This is a genomic window from Achromobacter sp. E1 (assembly GCF_037039475.1).
Lineage (GTDB): Bacteria > Pseudomonadota > Gammaproteobacteria > Burkholderiales > Burkholderiaceae_B > Achromobacter > Achromobacter mucicolens.
The window spans coordinates 3,619,474-3,637,933 of record NZ_CP146253.1 but is presented as its reverse complement, the minus strand read 5'-3'; the positions used below and the strand labels follow the sequence as shown (position 1 = coordinate 3,637,933).

The 18,460-nt window shown below is 66.8% G+C and carries 18 protein-coding genes; 9 read left to right on the top strand and 9 right to left on the bottom strand.

The genetic code is table 11. From position 1 onward, the window contains the following. Positions 1-64: 64 nt before the first annotated feature. The 3 genes from hpaI to V6V88_RS16715 form a co-directional block, all read right to left on the bottom strand. On the bottom strand, positions 65-865 hold the full coding sequence (hpaI, locus tag V6V88_RS16725) for a 4-hydroxy-2-oxoheptanedioate aldolase (protein ID WP_338615673.1): 801 nt from the start codon (positions 863-865) through the stop codon (positions 65-67). A gap of 37 nt (positions 866-902) precedes the next feature. Beyond that, entirely contained in the window at positions 903-1,364 is a 462-nt protein-coding gene (gene hpaR / locus V6V88_RS16720; RefSeq protein ID WP_056324211.1) for a homoprotocatechuate degradation operon regulator HpaR, read from the bottom strand. A gap of 107 nt (positions 1,365-1,471) precedes the next feature. After that, positions 1,472-2,158: a hypothetical protein gene (locus V6V88_RS16715; RefSeq protein WP_338615672.1), complete on the bottom strand. Its 687-nt coding sequence runs from the start codon at positions 2,156-2,158 to the stop codon at positions 1,472-1,474. A 418-nt stretch (positions 2,159-2,576) separates the two neighbouring features. On the opposite strand from V6V88_RS16715, the gene radA reads away from it, so the two are divergent. The 3 genes from radA to V6V88_RS16700 all read left to right on the top strand — a co-directional run bounded on the left by radA (position 2,577) and on the right by V6V88_RS16700 (position 5,228). After that, a complete protein-coding gene (gene radA, locus V6V88_RS16710; RefSeq protein ID WP_056324216.1) occupies positions 2,577-3,938 on the top strand; it encodes a DNA repair protein RadA in 1,362 nt (453 codons plus the stop codon). A gap of 28 nt (positions 3,939-3,966) precedes the next feature. Beyond that, positions 3,967-4,746, top strand: coding sequence for a sulfite exporter TauE/SafE family protein (locus V6V88_RS16705; protein WP_338615671.1), 780 nt, complete (start codon positions 3,967-3,969; stop codon positions 4,744-4,746). 263 nt (positions 4,747-5,009) lie between these two features. Continuing rightward, positions 5,010-5,228 (top strand): hypothetical protein, encoded by a 219-nt coding sequence (locus V6V88_RS16700; protein ID WP_056324221.1) that lies wholly within the window; start codon positions 5,010-5,012, stop codon positions 5,226-5,228. 161 nt (positions 5,229-5,389) lie between these two features. On the opposite strand, the gene V6V88_RS16695 is transcribed toward V6V88_RS16700, so the two are convergent. The 3 genes from V6V88_RS16695 to V6V88_RS16685 all read right to left on the bottom strand — a co-directional run bounded on the left by V6V88_RS16695 (position 5,390) and on the right by V6V88_RS16685 (position 8,525). Continuing rightward, the gene (locus tag V6V88_RS16695) at positions 5,390-6,346 is read right to left on the bottom strand and encodes a 2-hydroxyacid dehydrogenase (protein WP_338615670.1); all 957 of its coding nucleotides are present in this window, start codon (positions 6,344-6,346) and stop codon (positions 5,390-5,392) included. Between the two features lie 130 nt (positions 6,347-6,476). Then, positions 6,477-7,448 carry a tripartite tricarboxylate transporter substrate binding protein gene (locus V6V88_RS16690; protein ID WP_056324225.1) on the bottom strand — a complete coding sequence of 324 codons (972 nt, stop codon included), beginning with the start codon at positions 7,446-7,448 and terminating at the stop codon, positions 6,477-6,479. 75 nt (positions 7,449-7,523) lie between these two features. Next, complete coding sequence (locus V6V88_RS16685; RefSeq protein ID WP_062840791.1) at positions 7,524-8,525, bottom strand: tripartite tricarboxylate transporter substrate binding protein; 1,002 nt, start codon at positions 8,523-8,525, stop codon at positions 7,524-7,526. Positions 8,526-8,748: 223 nt separating this feature from the next. On the opposite strand from V6V88_RS16685, the gene V6V88_RS16680 reads away from it, so the two are divergent. From V6V88_RS16680 to garL, 5 genes are all read left to right on the top strand, one after another. Continuing rightward, positions 8,749-9,678, top strand: coding sequence for a dihydrodipicolinate synthase family protein (locus V6V88_RS16680; RefSeq protein WP_056324227.1), 930 nt, complete (start codon positions 8,749-8,751; stop codon positions 9,676-9,678). Between the two features lie 187 nt (positions 9,679-9,865). Further along, positions 9,866-10,567, top strand: coding sequence for a FadR/GntR family transcriptional regulator (locus V6V88_RS16675; RefSeq protein ID WP_175155985.1), 702 nt, complete (start codon positions 9,866-9,868; stop codon positions 10,565-10,567). A gap of 119 nt (positions 10,568-10,686) precedes the next feature. Further along, the gene (locus V6V88_RS16670) at positions 10,687-11,727 is read left to right on the top strand and encodes an Ldh family oxidoreductase (protein WP_338619627.1); all 1,041 of its coding nucleotides are present in this window, start codon (positions 10,687-10,689) and stop codon (positions 11,725-11,727) included. A gap of 84 nt (positions 11,728-11,811) precedes the next feature. Beyond that, positions 11,812-13,557, top strand: a complete 1,746-nt coding sequence (gene araD / locus V6V88_RS16665; RefSeq protein WP_223576076.1) for an L-arabinonate dehydratase — start codon at positions 11,812-11,814, stop codon at positions 13,555-13,557. Between the two features lie 49 nt (positions 13,558-13,606). Continuing rightward, complete coding sequence (gene garL / locus V6V88_RS16660) at positions 13,607-14,374, top strand: 2-dehydro-3-deoxyglucarate aldolase (RefSeq protein ID WP_056324238.1); 768 nt, start codon at positions 13,607-13,609, stop codon at positions 14,372-14,374. 13 nt (positions 14,375-14,387) lie between these two features. Here garL and lysA read toward each other — a convergent pair whose 3' ends face one another. After that, positions 14,388-15,620 (bottom strand): diaminopimelate decarboxylase, encoded by a 1,233-nt coding sequence (gene lysA, locus V6V88_RS16655; RefSeq protein ID WP_175234508.1) that lies wholly within the window; start codon positions 15,618-15,620, stop codon positions 14,388-14,390. A 114-nt stretch (positions 15,621-15,734) separates the two neighbouring features. On the opposite strand from lysA, the gene V6V88_RS16650 reads away from it, so the two are divergent. After that, positions 15,735-16,652, top strand: coding sequence for a LysR family transcriptional regulator (locus V6V88_RS16650; protein ID WP_338615669.1), 918 nt, complete (start codon positions 15,735-15,737; stop codon positions 16,650-16,652). 127 nt (positions 16,653-16,779) lie between these two features. Here V6V88_RS16650 and rpsT read toward each other — a convergent pair whose 3' ends face one another. Then, positions 16,780-17,043: a 30S ribosomal protein S20 gene (gene rpsT / locus V6V88_RS16645; protein ID WP_043542310.1), complete on the bottom strand. Its 264-nt coding sequence runs from the start codon at positions 17,041-17,043 to the stop codon at positions 16,780-16,782. Positions 17,044-17,307: 264 nt separating this feature from the next. Then, positions 17,308-18,279 carry a FecR domain-containing protein gene (locus V6V88_RS16640; RefSeq protein ID WP_062840668.1) on the bottom strand — a complete coding sequence of 324 codons (972 nt, stop codon included), beginning with the start codon at positions 18,277-18,279 and terminating at the stop codon, positions 17,308-17,310. Positions 18,280-18,460: the final 181 nt, after the last annotated feature.

The window sequence follows — 18,460 nt, the reverse complement described above, 5'->3', positions numbered from 1 at the left end:
GCGTCGTCACGCTGGTGCTTAGCCTGACCGGCGTCTGGTTGTGGTGGACGCGCCGCCGCGCCCGTCAGTACGGCCCCTTGCCTGCGGCCACTGCCGCCACTTCCTTGAACTCGCCCGCGAGCGCTTCGGCCGCGCGTGCCAGCAGCACCGCGTCCACGCCCACCGCCACGAACGTGGCGCCCAAGGACAGATAATGCTTGGCCTGTGTCACCCCGCTGTGCAGGATGCCCGCGGCCTTGCCGGACCGCACGATGCGCGCAATCGCGTCATCGATGGTCTTTTCGACTTCCGGATGCTCGGGCTGGCCCAGATATCCCATGCTGGCCGACAGATCGGCTGGTCCGATGAAGACGCCATCCACGCCGTCCACGGCAAGGATGGAGTCCAGCGCCTCGATGCCGGCGGGCGTCTCGATCTGAACCAGCACGCACATTTCGTCGTTGGCGCGTTCAAGGTAGTTCGGGATGCGGTTCCAGCGCGACGCGCGCGCCAGCGCGCTGCCCACGCCGCGGATGCCTTGCGGCGGATAGCGCACGGCGGCCACCGCGTCGGCGGCTTCCTCGGCGGATTGGATCATGGGCACCAGCACCGTCTGCGCGCCGGTGTCCAGGATCTGCTTGATCTGGACCGGGTCGTTCCAGGCCGGGCGCACCACGGGCGCCACCGGGTAGGCCGCCACGGATTGCAGTTGGGCCAAGGTGGAGTCCAGCGTGTTGGGCGCGTGTTCGCCGTCGATCAGCAGCCAGTCGAAGCCGGCGCCCGCAAGAATTTCCGAGGTGTACGCGCTGGCCAGGCCGGCCCACAGGCCGATCTGAGGTTTGCGGTCGCGCAGGGCTTGCTTGAACGAATTCGTCAGAAGGTCCATGGACGTTGAATTGCCTAAGAGGGAAGGGGGAACGGCGTCAGGGCGTGCCGGCATCGCGCGTGGGGCCGTCGCGCTTGATGAGATCGACCATGGCGTCTACGTCGCGGTACAGGCGATCGAGCAATTCCTTGCCGATCCTTTCTTCGATTTCCTGGTACTTGGCGTCAACCATGGGACGCATGCGGTCGATGAGCTTGTTGCTTTTGACGGTCAGGGAAATTTCCTGACGGCGCTGGTCGGCGCTGGAGCGCGTGCGCTTGATGAGTCCTTGCTCTTCCATGCCGGCCAGCATGCGCGTCAGGCTGGGGCTCAGGATCTGACAGGCGCGGGCGATCTGGTTGGGTTCCAGCGAGCCCACCTCGCTCAGCGTGCGCAATACCCTCCATTGCTGTTCGGTGACGCCCGCCGCGTGCAGCACGGGACGGAAATGCGCCATCAGCGTTTCGCGCGCATAGAGCAGCAAATGGGGAAGATTGCGGTGGTGGAAGCTCGGACTCATGGCGGCTATGTTAGCAAGAAGCCGCCCAAAAATTGCTCAATTCTTCGGGCCTGGGGGTGGCCCGCGCCGGCGGGGGGGCGGGCCGGCGCAGGGGCCGGCCCGGTGGGTCACGCCGGGTTCTGGCGGGACAGCTCCTGCAGGTCGTCCGGCAGCGCGAAATCGGGCGCGCCGCGCTGCAACTCGCGCAATGCGTGAACGGCGTCTTCTTCGCGGTCGTCCACGATCAGGCCCCGAATCTGGGCCACCCGGGCCTCGATGTCCTGCTCGGTGAAGGCGGCGACCTGTTGCGATTCCGCGGGGGCTTCCTGGGCAGCGGCCGGCGCCGCTTCCTGGGCCGCAGTCTCCGCTGCCGCCGTTTCAGCCGCTGCCGGGGCGGGCGCGGCGGGTGTCGCGGCAGTCACGGCCATGGCGGGCTGCGCCGCGGCAGGTTGGGCGGGAACCGCCGGTTCCTGTTGCAAGGCGACGACGCGGCGCAGGGGCGGCGCATCGCTGGCCGGCGCGGCCGACGCCGAGGCGGCGTCTTGCGTTGCCTCGTTGGCCTGCACGGCGACCAGCTGCATCTGGGGTTCGGTGTCGTCGATGGCCTCGCGCATGTCGGTCCAGGCGAAGAGGCCCGCCACCATCACGGCGCAAGCGGCTGCGCCCCAACCGGGGTGCCAGCTATGGCCAGGGTGCCATCTGCGTCGTACCGCCGCATCCAGTTCCGGATTGGCGCCGGGACCCGGCTTGCGGTACAGGGCGCGCAGATCCCGTTCATCGTCTTCGTCAAATGGGGGGCGATAGGTAATGCTCATGCGCGTACTCCTCGCATATACGCCGGGTGGCACGACGTATCCGCGTTTGACCTTTGCGTGCGCCGCGCCGGTGGTCCGGCGTCTAGTCGTGCTGGGGTCATGTTCCGGTTTGAGCGGCCTCTGGGGAGGCTGCGGGTGATTGCGCCGCGATTGGCCACGAAGTGCGTCCAGAGGACGTCCATCGTGCCGGGTGCCGTCCGGTCTGGACGGTTCGACAAGATGCGCTGCACTTGGCGATTATGCGCGATTTGAAACGGATCGGGCAGTAAATTTCTTGTGTTTGCATCATGTAACTGCTGTGCGTCCCTTTTTGTGAAAGCTGCCTGAAAGAAATGACCTTCGCGCGACGTCTCGGCGCGTGATATTCCGGTCATTGTTCCCGCGCGGCGCGGGCACGTTGCCGGGTACACTTTCGCGCATGGCAAAAACCCGTACCGTCTATGTGTGCGCCGACTGTGGCGGCACCACCCCGAAGTGGCAGGGCAAATGCCCGCATTGCAACGCCTGGAACACGCTTGAAGAAACGGTGGAGTCGTCCGCGCCTGCGGCCGCGGCGCACCGCTATGCGCCGCTGGCCTCGTCCAGCCCGGTGCGCAGCCTGTCCGAAATCGAGGCCCGCGAAACGCCGCGCCAGCCCACCGGCCTGGACGAATTTGATCGCGTGCTCGGCGGCGGCCTGGTGGCCGGCGCCGTGGTGCTGATCGGCGGCGATCCCGGCATCGGCAAGTCGACGCTGCTCTTGCAGGCGCTGGCCTCGCTGTCCGAAACCACCAACGTGCTGTACGTGACGGGCGAAGAGTCCGCCGAACAGGTCGCGTTGCGCGCGCGCCGGCTGGGACTGCAAACCGGCAACGTCAACCTGCTGGCCGAAATCCGCCTCGAAGCCATCCAGGCCGCGGTGTCGGAACAAAAGCCCACCGTCGCCGTCATCGATTCCATCCAGACGCTCTACAGCGGCGAACTCACAGCGGCGCCGGGATCGGTGTCGCAGGTGCGCGAATGCGCGGCGCAGCTCACGCGGCTGGCCAAGCAGACGGGCATCGCCATCGTCATGATCGGCCACGTCACCAAGGACGGCGCGCTGGCCGGACCGCGCGTGCTCGAACACATCGTGGATACCGTGCTTTATTTCGAGGGCGACACGCATTCGTCGTTCCGCCTGGTGCGCGCATTCAAGAACCGCTTCGGCGCCGTCAACGAGCTTGGCGTGTTCGCCATGACCGACCGCGGCCTGCGCGGCGTGGCCAATCCTTCCGCACTGTTCCTGTCGCAGCACGAACAGCAGGTCGCCGGTTCGTGCGTCATGGCCACGCAGGAAGGCACGCGTCCGCTCCTCGTCGAGATCCAGGCGCTGGTCGATAGTTCCCACGCGCCCAATCCGCGCCGGCTGACGGTCGGCCTGGAAGGCAACCGTCTGGCCATGCTGCTGGCCGTGCTGCACCGGCACGCGGGCGTGTCGACCTTCGACCAGGACGTCTTCGTCAATGCGGTTGGCGGCGTGCGCATCACCGAACCCGCGGCCGACCTGCCGGTGCTGCTGGCCATCATGTCGTCGCTGCGCGATCGGCCGCTGCCGCGCGGGTTGATCGCATTCGGCGAAGTGGGCCTGGCCGGCGAGATCCGGCCCGCCCCGCGCGGCCAGGAACGTCTGCGCGAAGCCGCCAAGCTGGGTTTCTCGGTGGCGCTCATCCCCAAGGCCAACGCGCCGCGCCAGCCCATCGAGGGCCTGGAGATCTGGGCGGTCGATCGCCTGGACGCGGCATTGGAAAAGCTGCGTTGATGCGTCGCGACGTCTGTTGGAGCAACAAGTGAGTCTGTTCGTCATCGCCGCCTGCCTGGCAGCCGGCGGTCTGATCGGTTTCATGGGCGGCGTGCTGGGCATCGGGGGCGGACTGATCGCCATTCCAGCCCTCGTCCTCCTGATGGGAATGTCCCAACAGCTTGCGCAGGGCACGGCGCTCATCATGGTGTTGCCGACCATCATGATGGCGGTGCGCAAGTACAACCAGCAGACCCGCATCGACAAGCGCGTCGCGCTGGCGGGCGCGGCGGGCGCCGTGGTGTTCACGTGGGTGGGCGCGCGGATGGCGCTGGGCATCGACTCGGCCTTGCTGCGCCAGAGCTTCGCGGTGTTCCTGTTCTTCATCGCGCTGTTCTACGTATGGCAGACCTGGCGCGCCTCGCGTCCGGCGGCGCGCCGCGCGCCGCCGCCCAAGCGCCCGGCGCCGGTCTTCACGCCGCGCCGCGCAAGCGTCCTGGGCATCCTGTGCGGAACGCTGGGCGGATTCTTTGGCGTCGGCGGCGCGGTGCTGGCCGTGCCCATCATCACAACGGTCTTTCGCCTGCCGCAGACCACCGCACAGGCGCTCGCGCTCAGCATGGTGATCCCGGGTTCCACCATCGCACTCATCACCTATACGTGGGCGGGACAGGCGAACTGGATGGTCGGCGCGCCGCTAGCCATCGGCAGCCTGATCTTCGTGCCCATCGGCGTGCGGCTGGCCTACCGGCTTCCTGAACGCAAGCTGAGAGCCTGCTTCGCGCTGATGCTGTTCGCCACCGTGGCGTTGCTGGCGTTCGAGGGATAGCAAAGTGAGTGCGGCGTAACGCCTGCAGTAGAACAGCCGCCCCGCCGCCCGGCCGCCCGAAGGCGGGGCAGCCCCCTCGGGGGGCAGCAAGCGAGCAAAGCGAGTGCGGCGTGGGGGCAACAATTCTTGAGTGACAGAAAAATTGTGGTTCGGAAGTGAACCTTCTGAAGGGGCAGGCTTCAAACCGCATACGGGACTTGCGGCATCGTGCCGCCCCGTAACGGCAAAAGGCCTTTGGCCTTCACCAACCAGGAGTACCACAAATGACGACTCACTCCCGCATTGCTGCGTTTCTTTCCACCTCGGCCCTGTGCCTGGGCCTCGCCGCCGCACCGTCGGCGTTTGCGGCCGGCGCCAGCAAGACCGGCGACACCAAGACCCAGGCGCATCACAAGCATCACAAGGCTGACAAGTCGTCCGCCAAGCATTCGGCAGGCGCAGCAAACACGCACAAGTCTGGCGCCACGACGCCGACGAAGTAACCGCGCCGGGCGGCAACGCCCACGTTCCTTTGCGCGACAAAGACTGACCGGACACGCGGGGGCCGGAAAGTCGAAAGCCTCTCGGTATGGGCGCCGAGAGGCTTTTTTGTGTCTGATGCCCGGCCGGGCGCCGCGCAGGCGGCCCGGACGAACAAAGCCGGTTATTCCACCGGCGTGATCACGCGGCCGGTCTCAAAGAACGACTGCAGGTTTTCCAGCATCATGTTTTCCATGGCCAGGCGCGTTTCCTCGGTGGCGCTGCCGATGTGCGGCAGCAGCACGGCCTTGTCGCTCTTCATCAGCGCTTCGGGCACCTTGGGTTCGTGCTCGAAGACGTCCAGCGCCGCGCAGCCCAGCTTGCCGTCTTCCAGGGCCGCGACCAGCGCGGTTTCGTCGATGACCGGGCCCCGCGCGATGTTGACGATGATGCCCTTCGGGCCCAGGGCTTGCAGCACGTCGCGATTCACAAGGTGGCGCGTGCTTGGACCGCCCACGGTGGCCACGATCAGGAAATCGGCCCACTTGGCCAGGTCCGTCAGCGACGCTTCGTAGCCGTAGGCCACGCCGTCGCGCTTTCTGCGGTTGTGATACCGCACGTCCATGTCAAAGCCCGTGCCGCGCCTGGCAATCGCTTCGCCGATGCGGCCCAGCCCGACGATGCCCAGTTTTTTGCCGCTGACGCGCAGGCCCAGCGGGATGCTGCCATGCACCTGGCCCCATTGGCCGGCCCGCACGAAGCGTTCGCCCTGACCCATGCGGCGCGCGCCGGCGATGAGCAGGCCCCAGGCCAGGTCCGCCACGCAATCGGTCAGCACGTCGGGCGTATTGCTGACCAGCACGCCACGCTTGCGCGCGGCCTCGACGTCGATCGTCTCGTAGCCCACGCCCCAGCTGCAGATGGCCTTCAGGTCCGGCAGCGCGTCGATGAGCTCGGCGTTGGCGCCGAAATTGGCGGACGTGACGACTGCGGTGACGCCCTTGCCGTGTTCGGCCAGCGCAGCCTTGCGGTCCGGGTACTTCCACAATTCGATGACGTCATAGCCATCGGCCAGGCGCTGGTTGGCGGAAGGGGAGCCGGCCAGCGAGCCGACCTGGATGATGCGTTGCTTGGTGGTCATGTTGTCGTACGGTTGGGTGGCGAAGGTTTCATGCTACTTGATTCAAGCGGGGACCTTGCGAGCCGGGTGCGCAGCCAAGGCGGCTGCGCACCCGCTGCGGGACGCCCGCACGCAGGCATCCCGCGAAGCGTTACTCCAGCTGGATGTTGGCCTTCTGGATCACGTCCTTCCAGCGCTTGACTTCAGCCTGCTGGAAATCGGCGAACTGTTGCGGCGTGTTGGCGACGACTTCGAAGCCCATGCCTTGCAGCGTTTTCTGGGTCTGGGGCTCTCGCAGTGCGGTGCGCAGCGCCTCGGCCAGCTTGTCGACGACGGGCTGCGGCGTGCCCTTGGGCACGGCAAACCCCTGCCAGGAATACACCACCATGTCCTTGATGCCGGCCTCCGTCAGCGTCGGCACATCGGGCAGGTCCGGCGTGCGGGCGTCGCCCGTGATGGCTAGCGCCTTGAGCTTGCCTGCCTTGATGTGGTTCTGCACCGCGCCCAGGTTCTGGAAGGACACGTTGACCTGTCCGCCGATGAGGTCCGCGATGGCCGCGCCGCCGCCCTTGTAAGGCACGTCCACGCCGGTGCTTTGCGTGCGCTGGCGGAACAGCACGGCCGACAGGTGATCCGACGAGCCCGTGCCCGACGAGGCGTACGACACGCGATTCGGATTCTTCTTCGCGTAGTCGACCAGCTCGGCGACCGTGCTGGCCGGGAACGAAGGCGCCGCGACCAGCACGTTGGGATTGCGCACTGCCTGCGTCAGGTAGGTGAAATCCTTGCTGGGGTTGTACGACAGGTTCTTGTAAAGGGCTTCGTTGATGGCGAAGGTGCCGATGGAGCCGACCATCATGGTGTAGCCGTCCGGCGTGGACCGGGCCAACGCCTGGGCGCCGATGGCGCTGTTCGCGCCCGGCTTGTTCTCGACGACGAAGGTCTGTCCCAGGGTCTTGGACAGCGCCGGCGTGACCGAACGCGCGGTGATGTCGGAGGACCCGCCGGGCACGAAGGGCACGATCATGGTGACGGGCTTTTCGGGGTAACCGGCGGCATGGGCCGCCGGCGACCCAAGCACGACGGCGCCCGCCGCGAATACGGCGCTGATCAGTTTGTTCATGGTGTCTCCTGGTTCGCGTGATGATGAAGAGCCCGCCGCTCACGCGTTGCGGGCAGGCCCCGGATCGGTGCAGGGTCAGTCGACCTTGGCGCCGGATTTCTTCACAACGTCGGCCCACTTGACGGTTTCCTGGGCCATGAACTGCTTGAACTGGGCGGGCGTGTTGCCGGACGGCGTCGCGCCTTGCGCCTGAAGCTGCGCGCGCACGGGCTCCTGCTGCAAGGCGGCGGCCACGTCGCGCTGGACCTTCTCGACGATCTCGGGCGGTGTGCCGGCCGGCGCCAGCAGCCCGAACCAGCTCGACGCCTCGTACCCCTTCACGCCGGCTTCGGCCATCGTGGGCACGTCGGGCAGGGCGGGCGAGCGGTTGGCCGTCGTAACGGCCAGGGGGCGAAGCTTGCCGGCCTTCAGAAATCCCATGGACGAGGGCAGGTTGTCGAAGATCAGGTCCGCCGATCCGGCCATCACGTCCGTCAGCGCGGGGCTGCTGCCCTTGTAGGGCACGTGCGTCATGCGCGTGCCGGTCATGCTCTGGAAGAGTTCGCCTGACAGGTGCGTGGAAGTGCCGTTGCCCGTGGACGCCATGTTGACGCTGTCGGGATTGGCCTTCAGGTACTTGATCAGGTCGGCCACGGTACGGATGCCGTGCTTGTCGGCGAACTTGGGGTTGAGCTCTAGGATATTGGGCACCGGAATCACCAGCGTGACGGGCACGAAGTCCTTGACCGGGTCATACGGCAGCTTGGCGTACACGGACTGGTTGATGGCGTGCGTGCTGACGGTGCCCATCAAAAAGGTGTAGCCGTCGGGCGTGGCGCGCGCGGCTTCGGCCGAGCCGACGTTGCCGCCGGCGCCCGCCTTGTTGTCCACCACCACGGGCTTGTTCCAGCTTTTGCCCAACTCGGCCGCCACCACGCGCGCGGCGATGTCGGCGGTGCCGCCGGCGGGGAAGGGGACGATGATCTTGACTTCCCGCTCGGGGTAGTCGGCGAAGGCCGGCGAGGCCGGCAGGGCAAAGGCGGTGGCCGTCAGGAGGGCGGCGGCAAGAAGCCGGCCTCGCGCAGGGGCTGCATACATGGAATTCGTCTCCTCGGTGTGCGCGTGGCCGCGCATCGTTTGTGGGGGTATTCCGCTCCCGGCGAGCCGGGAACTCGAAGACGCATGCGGCCCGCGCCTCATGCGCCTTGCGTGCTGCCGTTCAACTTGTAAAACAAATATAGGTATTGAGCTATAGCTTGTCAACCAAGTATACTTTTTCGACCCTACTTCTCTGACAACTGCACCCGCCAGGAGCCCTTCCATGAAAACCACCCCGGTCACCGCCCAGGATCTGCAGCGCTCGGTCATCGCCGTGCCGCCGCTGGCCCGCAATGCCGATCTGTCGCTCAACGAATCGGCCAACAAGGCGTTGCTCGGCCACCTGGAAGCGGGCGGCGTGCGCAACGTCATGTATGGCGGCAACGCCAACTTCTACAACGTGGGTGTGAGCGAATATGCCCGCATCGTGGACATGCTGGCAAGCCTGGCGGGCCCTGACACCTGGATCCTGCCGTCGGTGGGCCCCGACTACGGCAAGATGATGGACCAGGCCGCCATCCTGCGTTCGCGCGCCTTCCCGACGGCGATGCTGCTGCCCATGTCCTTTCCGTACACCGACGCGGGGCTTGCCGACGGCGTGCGCCGTTTCACGGATGCGCTGGGCAAGCCGGCGGTGGTCTACATCAAGTCGGCGGACTACCTGGCGCCGGAAACCGCGGCGCGCCTGATCGAGGAAGGCCGCCTGGTCGCCTTCAAGTACGCCGTCGTGCGCGACGATCCGTCCGAAGACGCCTACCTGTCGGCGCTGCTGCAGGCCGTGGATTCGCGCTGGGTCGTCAGCGGCATCGGCGAGCGCCCGGCCATCGTCCACTACCGCGAATTCGGGCTCAAGAGCTTTACGTCCGGATCGGTCTGCGTGGCGCCGCGCGGGTCGATGCGCCTGCTGCATCTGCTGCAGGAAGGCCGCTACGACGAGGCCGAAGCCGTGCGCGAACAGTACCTCGGGCTGGAAGATTGCCGTGACAGCATCAGCCCCATCCGCGTGCTGCACGATGCCGTGACGCTGTCGGGCGTGGCGGACATGGGTCCCATGCTGCCGCTCTTGACCGGCATCTCCAGCGCCGAGCGCGAACGCGTGGCACCGGTGGCCCGCGCGCTGGCCGCCTGGGACCGCGAGACCGCCACGGCGTGACGGCCGCGGCGCGCCGGACCCGCATTGCGGGTACGATGAGCGCCGTCCGCGTGTCGCAGCAGTCTGTCAGGGCCTGTTCCCCGCGCGTGGACAGGCCCTACTACCAGGAGGTTACGTGGCTCGACCCAAAGCATCCCCCCAACCCGCGCCGACTGCGTCCGGCGAACCGGAGGCGTCCGCCGCGCCGGTGCTGGAACGCGGGCACCGGGTACGGCTGGCGGACCAGCTTTACGGCCAGATCTTCGAACAGATCGTCTCCGGCGGACTGAACGTCGGCGACAAGCTGCCCTCCGAAAACGAAATTTCCGAACGCTACGGCGTGTCGCGGCCGGTCGTGCGCGAAGCCTTGCTGCGGCTGCGCGCCGACGGCCTCATCACCGCCCACCAGGGTCTGGGCACCTTCGTGAGCCACCAGCCCGCGCCGCGCCTGAAGGCGTTCAACGACGTGCAGAATGTCGGCGCCTATCTGCGCGCGCAAGAGGTGCGCGTGGCGCTTGAAGGCGACGCCGCGCGCCTGGCGGCCTTGCGGCGCACCGACGAGCAGCTGGGCAAGATCGCCGACGCGCATGCGGCATTTGCCGATACGCTTGCCAAGGGCCAGGTCTCGGCGGAAGCGGACCTGGCGTTTCACGCCAGCATCGCCGAGGCCAGCGGCAACGACTTCTATCTGGGCGTGCTGGAAAGCATCCATGAATCCATCAGCGGCTTCATGCGCCTGACGCTCAATCTGACGCGCACGGGTTCGCGCCAGCGCGCGCAGCGCGTCGTGGACGAGCACGCGACCATCCTGGATGCGATCCGCGAACAGGATGGCGAACGCGCGCGCGTCGCGATGCAGTTCCATCTGGGCCAGGCCCGTCACCGGTTGGTCGACCGGGACCGGGATTGACGCCGCCAACGCCGCCCGCCACACAACAAGACAACAGGAGACAGACAGTGTCAGGGAACGGAGCAAACGCCACGGCCGTGCCGGTGGAAGAGGTGCGTGAGCAGATCTTGCAGGTGCTGATGGCGTGGGGCATGGCCGAGGATCTGGCCCACACGACGGCGGGCTTGATGGCGCGCACGGACCTCTTCGGCATCGATTCGCACGGCATCTCCATGCTGCCCGCCTACGAGGAAAAATGGCGTGCCGGCACGCTGCGGCTGGACGCTCGCGCGCGCGTCGTGCGCGACAGCGGAGCCAGCGCGCTGATCGATGGCATGGGCGGGCTGGGCTATCCGGTGGCGGCGCAGGCTATGAACCTGGCCGTGGACAAGGCCCTGGAACATGGCGTGGGTGCCGTCTCGGTCTGCAACTCGCATCACTTCGGCGCGGCGGGCGTCTACGCGCGCATCGCGGTCGAACGCGGCGTGGTCGGGCTGGTCACCAGCAGCGCCAACGGCGTCATCATGGTCCCCACGCGCGGCGCGATGCCGATGCTGGGCACCAATCCCATCGCGTTCGGCGCGCCCGCGGCCTACAACGAGCCCTTCGTGCTCGACATGGCCACGACCACCGTGGCGGCCAACAAGGTCAAGGTCTACGACTTCCTGGACAAGCCCTTGCCGCCGGGCTGGGCGATAGACGGGCAGGGCGCGCCGGTCACGGACGCGGACGCCGCGATGCAATTCATCTTCAAGCGCCCGGAAGGCGGCCTCACGCCGTTGGGTGGCACAACCGCCATGAGCAGCCACAAAGGCTATGGCCTGGCGATGATGGCGCAGATCCTGGGCGGCACGCTCAGCGGCAGCGCGTTCGCGGCCCGTCGCGCCGCCACGCGCGGTCCTGGTGAGCCCGACGACGTCGGGCACTTCTTTCTCGCGCTCAATCCCGACGCCTTCCGCGCGGCAGGGTCGTTCGAGTCGGACATGGACGACATGATCGACGCCATGCACGACACGCCGCCTGCCAATGCGTCAGAACCGGTGCTGGTGGCCGGCGAGCCCGAAGCGGCCGAGCGCGTGCGCCGGTTGCGCGAAGGCATTCCGATTCCCGCTGCGCTGGCCGAACGCCTGCGCGGCATCTGCGAGCGCGCCGGCACGCCGTACCTGCTGGATCCCGCCTGAGTCCGTCTTGGCGGTCGCGCCCCGACGGGGCGTCTTATGGTATGAACACGCATTGACCCCGCCACAGAGCAGAGGAAGCGAGACATGAGCCATTCCAACAATCGCAAGAAACCCGAAGACCTGCGCAGCCACCGCTGGTACGGTGTGAAGGACCTGCGGTCCTTCGGCCACCGGTCGCGGACCGCGCAGATGGGCTATCACCGCTCCGATTACGCCGGCAAGCCGGTGATTGCCATCATCAACACCTGGAGCGACATCAACCCCTGTCACAGCCACTTCAAGCAGCGCGTCGAAGAGGTCAAGCGCGGCATCTGGCAGGCGGGCGGATTTCCGGTGGAGATGCCGGCCATGAGCCTGTCCGAGCCTTTCCAGAAGCCCACGACGATGCTCTACCGCAACCTGCTGGCGATGGAGACCGAGGAGCTGCTGCGCTCGTATCCCGCCGATGGCTGCGTGCTGATGGGCGGCTGCGACAAGACCACGCCGGCGCTCATCATGGGCGCGGTGTCGATGGACCTGCCCACCATCTTCGTGCCGGCCGGGCCGATGCTGCGCGGCAACTGGAATGGCAACACGCTGGGTTCGGGGTCCGACACCTGGAAGTATTGGGCGGAACTGCGCGCGGGCAACATCACCGAGGAAGACTGGCAGGGCGTGGAAGACGGCATCGCGCGTTCGCCCGGCCATTGCATGACGATGGGCACGGCGTCCACCATGACGGGCGCGGTCGAGGCCCTGGGCTTGTGCCTGTCGGGCGCATCGTCAATCCCCGCCCCGGATTCACGCCATGCGCAGATGGCCAGTCTGACGGGCAAGCGCATCGTCGACATGGTCTGGGAAGACCTGAAGCCCTCGGACCTGCTGACCGCGGCCTCTTATGACAACGCCGTGCGCACCGTGCTGGCGTTGTCGGGCTCGACCAATGCCGTGGTGCACCTGATCGCCATGGCGCGCCGCAGCGGCTTCGGGCTGGACCTGGACCGCTTCGATTACCTGGCGCGCACCACGCCCGTCCTGGCCAATCTGCGGCCGGCGGGCAAGTACCTGATGGAAGACTTCTACTACGCCGGGGGCCTGCGCGCGATGCTGGTGCAGCTGGGCGACCTGCTGGACACCGCGCAGCGCACGGTGGACGGCCGCACGCTGGGCGAGAACATCGCGGGGGCGCGCATCTTCAATGAAGACGTGATCCGTCCGCGGGCGCAGGCGCTCATCGAACGCGATGGCCTGGCGGTGCTGCGCGGCAATCTTGCGCCGGATGGCGCGGTGATCAAGCCGCCCGCGATGGAGGCGCGCCTGCAGGTGCACACCGGCCGCGCCGTCGTCTTCAAGGACTACAACGACATGGCCGCGCGCATCGACGATCCGGATCTGGACGTGGACGCCGATAGCGTCATCGTGCTGCAGAACGCCGGGCCGCAAGGCGCGCCGGGCATGCCGGAATGGGGGCAGCTTCCCATCCCGCAAAAGCTGCTCAAGCAAGGCGTGCGCGACATGGTGCGCATTTCCGATGCGCGCATGAGCGGCACCAGCTATGGCGCCTGTGTGTTGCACGTCGCACCCGAATCGTATGTGGGCGGACCGCTCGCGCTGGTCAAGGACGGCGACCGCATTACGCTGGACGTGCCGAACCGCCGGCTGGACCTCTTGATTCCGGACGCGGAACTGGCCGCGCGGCGTGCGGCCTGGCAAGCGCCGCCACCCCGCTTCGAGCGCGGCTATGGCGTGCTGTATCTCAAGCACATCGGCCAGGCCGACACCGGGTGCGACTTCGATTTTCTGCAGTCCGAGGAGCGCGCCGCACCCGCGGGCGAGCCCGAGATCCATTGATGCCGATCGTCCGGGAGACACGGCATTTTTTTCTGACATGAAGGCGGCAATGAACTCACCTCTTCCCAATCGGTTCCGGCAGCGCATCCTGGCCCGCGAACGGCTTATCGGATTCTGGATGTGCATGTCCAGCCACATCACCGCCGAGCTCGTCGGCCTGGCCGATTTCGACTGGCTGCTTCTGGATGGCGAGCATTCGCCCAACGAGGTGCCGATGTTCCTGCAGCAGTTGCAGGCCCTGCAGGGCAGCGCCAGCGCGGCCGTCGGACGTCCGTCCTGGAACGATCCGGTCGAGATCAAGCGCCTGCTGGATATCGGCTTCTACAACCTGCTGATTCCCTTCATCGAATCCGAAGAGGATGCGCGCCGCGCGGTGGCCGCCACGCGTTATCCGCCGCAAGGCATGCGCGGCGTGGCGGGCGCGCAGCGCAGCAACCGGTATGGCACGGTGCCCGACTACCTGCACACGATCAACGACAACATCTGCGTGCTGTTGCAGATCGAAAGCCGTCCCGGCATCGAGGCCGTGGATGAGATCGCCGCCGTCGAGGGCGTGGACGGCGTGTTCATCGGCCCGTCGGACCTGGCGGCGGCGCTTGGCCATCTGGGCAATCCCGGCCACCCCGAAGTGCAGGAGGCGATCCGCCATCTGTACCAGCGGGTGACCGCGCAGGGCAAGGCCGTGGGCATTCTGGCCCCCGTGCATGCCGACGCGCGGCGCTACCTGGACATGGGCATGCACTTCGTGGCCGTGGGCACCGACCTGGGCGTGTTCAAGCAGGCGACCTTCGCGTTGCGCGAGGCGTTCCCCACCTGAGGCCCAGGTTCGTTCAAGCCTCCAGCGCCAGCAGCTCCGCGACGGTCTGGCGCCGGCGGATCAGACGCGCCTCGCCCTTGTCCAGCAGGACTTCGGGCGCCAGCGGGCGGCTGTTGTAGTTCGAGGACATCGACGAGCCGTACGCGCCGGCGTTGTGAAAGACCATGAAGTCGCCGATGCGCGGACGCGGCAGCAACTGGTCGGACATGACGCCGCCTTCGTTCTGCGTGAACACATCGCCCGATTCGCATAGCGGACCGGCCACCGCGATGCGCGTTTCGGGCGCGTCCTGCGGGGGCGTGCCATCCGGCGCATGCACCGAGATCCGGTGATAGCTGCCGTACATGGCCGGGCGCATCAGGTCGTTAAAGCCCGCGTCGACCAGCGCGAAATCACGCTCGGGACGGCGGTTGATCGCGTGCACCTCGGCGACCAGCACGCCGGATTCGGCGATCAGGAAGCGCCCGGGTTCGATCTCCAGGCGGATCTCATGCCCCAGGTACGCTGCGATCCGCTGGCGCGCCGCATCCCATTGCGAGAAGTAGTGGTCGCAGTCGATGCGCGGCTCGCCATCGCGGTAGGGGATCGACAGCCCGCCGCCCGCCGAGATGGCCTCGATGTCGTGATCCAGCGACTTCACCACGTCCACCATGGCATCGCACACGCTGGACAGATGGCCGTAGTCGACACCCGAGCCGATGTGCATGTGCACGCCCACCAGCTTCAGGCCGTGGCGGCGCACGATGGAAATAGCCTCGGCCACGTCGCCGATCCAGATGCCGTGCTTGCTTTGCGGGCCGCCGGTATTGGTCTTGTTGCTATGGCCGTGGCCAAAGCCGGGGTTGATGCGCAGCCAGACGCGATGGCCCGGCGACGCCTTGCCCACGCGGTCCAGCATGTCCAGCGACCCGGCGTTGACCGTGATGCCGTGCTTGAGCGCGGTGGCCAGCGTGGCGTGGTCGATGAGGTCCGCCGTGAAGACGATGCCTTCGGGTTCGCTTCGCGGATCAAAGCCGGCCGCCAGGCTGCGCTCGATCTCGCCCAGGGACACCGCGTCCACCACCACGCCTTGCTCGCGCATGAGGCGCAGGATGTGCAGGTTGGAGCACGCCTTCTGGGCGTAGCGGATCGTATCGAAGCGGCGCAATTGCGCAATGCGCTCGCGGATGACGGCGGCGTCGTACACCCAGAGCGGCGTGCCGTGTTCGGCGGCAAGTTGGGTGAGCTGGCGCGGATCGAAGGTCATGATGGAAGCGGAACCGTGAGGAAAGTGAATCGAAGGCGGCATGATGCCTGCCCTAAGTCATCCAGTAAAATGCTTTGATTTTCGGGATCGATTCATTCCTGATATGGAGTTGGGATGCTGACGCATCGCCACATCGAAGTCTTTCGTGCCGTGATGATCGCCGGTAGCGTGACCCGCGCGGCGGAATTTCTGAATACGTCGCAGCCAACCGTCAGCCGCGAGCTGGCGCGCATGGAACAGACCATCGGCTTCGCGCTGTTTGAACGCGTCGCAGGGCGTCTGCGGGCCACCAGGCCCGCGCTGGCGCTCTTTGAAGAGGTGCGGCAGTCCTACGCCGGCCTGGAGCGCGTGGCGTCCGCCGCCGCGCGTCTGCGCGCGTTCCGGGAAGGGCAGCTCTCGGTGATCTCCCTGCCGGCGTTCTCGCATTCGATCCTGCCCAATGCGTTTCTGCGCTTTCACGGCCGCCACCCCGGGGTGAGCCTGTCGGTCGAAACGCAGGAGTCGCCGCTGCTGGAAGAATGGCTGACCGCGCAGCGCTACGATCTGGGCCTGACCGAGCAGGATTCGGCCCCCGCCGGCACCCGGCTGGAATTGCTGACTCAGGTCGATGAGGTTTGCGTGCTGCCTGACGGCCATCCGCTGCTGGCCCGCGCGGCTCTCGGCCTGGCCGATTTCGAAGGGCAGGCGTTCGTCAGCCTTTCCGCCAACGATCCCTACCGCCTCCAGATCGACGAAGCATTCGCCCAGGCGGGCGTGCTGCCCCGGTCCATCGTGGAAACGCCCACGGCGGTGTCGGTTTGCACGTTCGTGCGTCAGGGGCTGGGCGTGGCCATCGTCAATCCGCTGACGGCGCTGGACTTCGTGGGCCGGGGGCTGCACATCCGGCCGCTGACGCGCTCGTTCCCGTTTCGCGTCAACGTGGTGTTTCCGGAACATCGACCCGGCAACCCGCTGGTCGGCGCCTTCATGGAATCGCTGCGCGACGCCGCGGCCGCCATCGAGGCCAAGCTGGCGGCCGCGCAGGGCACGTAGCAGGCAAGATGGCCTGTGGCGTCTTGCCGCCGCGAAAACCGGCATCCAACAAAAAAAGGATGCCCGCGGGCATCCTTCTTCATTTGCCGTATTCGTGACGCCCCGAAAACCGGGGCGGCAGAATGGCTTAGGCCAGCGCCTTGATGGCGGCAGCCAGGCGGCTCTTGTGGCGAGCGGCCTTGTTCTTGTGGATGATGTTCTTGTCAGCCACGCGATCGATCACGCTGGTGGCCTTCTGGAACACTTCGCCAGCCGCAGCCTTGTCGCCAGCGGCGATGGATTGGCGAACGCGCTTGATGGCGGTGCGCAGCATCGAGCGCAGGCTGGAATTGTGCTTGTTGCGCTCAACGGATTGGCGAGCGCGCTTGCGGGCTTGGGCGGTATTGGCCATGTTGCTTTGTAAGTTGAATTCGGCAAAGTCGAACATTGTAGCAAGCCCCGTGGGGAATGCAAGCTTTTAATGTCGCTTCAACCGATGGAGCGCCCGTCAACCGGGCGGGAGGGCGCTGCTGGGAAGAATCCCCGGGTTGGAGAACCCTTGCGAGTGATCCTCTTGAAAACGCGAGGAAAATTCGCGGCGCCTACTGGATAAAAACACGGTGCGTAGTATACAACGGAAAGCGCCGCGCCCGGCAGACCTTCGTGGCCGTCGTTGTCAGGCCGCGACGCTGATGGACACGAACCAGGGCGTGAACCGGCGCACCTGGATCGGCATCAGGTCCTGCAGGCTGTCCAGCGCGGCGTCGGTGTCGTCCAGGGGGAAGTGGCCCGACACGGGCAGGCCTCCGGCGGCCATCGACACGCGCAGGGTGCCGCTGCGATAGGGGCGCAGCGCGGCGATGACTTCCGCCAGCGGGCGGCCGCGCGCTTCGACCCACCCGGACTCCCAGGCGGCTTCGGCCATCAGTTCTGCGCGGGGGGTGTCCATGCGGGCATTGTCGAAGCGGGCGCCGGTGCCGGCGCGGATGGTGCCGTGAGCGCCCGACATGGTCTCGACTTCGACTTCGTGCTCGTGCACGACCACGACCGTGCGCTGCGCCTGCTGGCGCACCATGTAGCGGGTGCCCAGTGCGCGGACCGTACCCTGCGCCGTCTGGACCAGGAACGGACGGCGGGCGTCCGGCGCGACCGACACCGTGACCGCGCCATCGAGAAGACGGACCTGGCGGTACGCGGCTGTGAAATCCAGGTCGACGCGGCTGCGGGCGTCGAGCAGAAGCTGGCTGCCGTCGGACAGCAGGTAGCGGCGGCGTTCGCCGGTTGCCGTGGCTGCGTCGGCGGCGACGTTGTTCAGCGGGTAGAAGGCGTTGCCGACGTAAGCGGCGGCCGCGCCCGTACCGGCGAGCGCAAGCGCACCAGTCAGGAATCGGCGGCGGGGCGGCATGATGGCCGCGGGCGGGGGAGGGATCAGCGAGGGGGCCGCGCCCGAGGCGCCGCCGCCGCTGCCGGTGGCGTAAACATCGCCAAGCCGGCCGAAAGACGATCCCGCCAGGGTGCCCGTCAATTGCTGCCAGGCGTTCTCATGGACAGGGTCGGCCGCTCGCCACGCCAGGAAGTCGTTGTAGTCCTGGGCCGTTGCTTTGCCGGAGCGCAGCAGTAACAGCCAATTGATCACCTGGTCCGCCATGGGTTGTCCTTGGGCGTACTTCACTTCATATTCCCGCCAGCCGGGGCCAGCAGGGGGTCCTCTCAGTCGCAATTTTTAAATCATAAAGGTTTTTTACCAAAGATTACGGCCCGCTTGTCAATTCTTGACGAATTTAGTGCGAAAAGCCGGCGTTTGGCCGGCTTTTGGATGGCAATGTAGC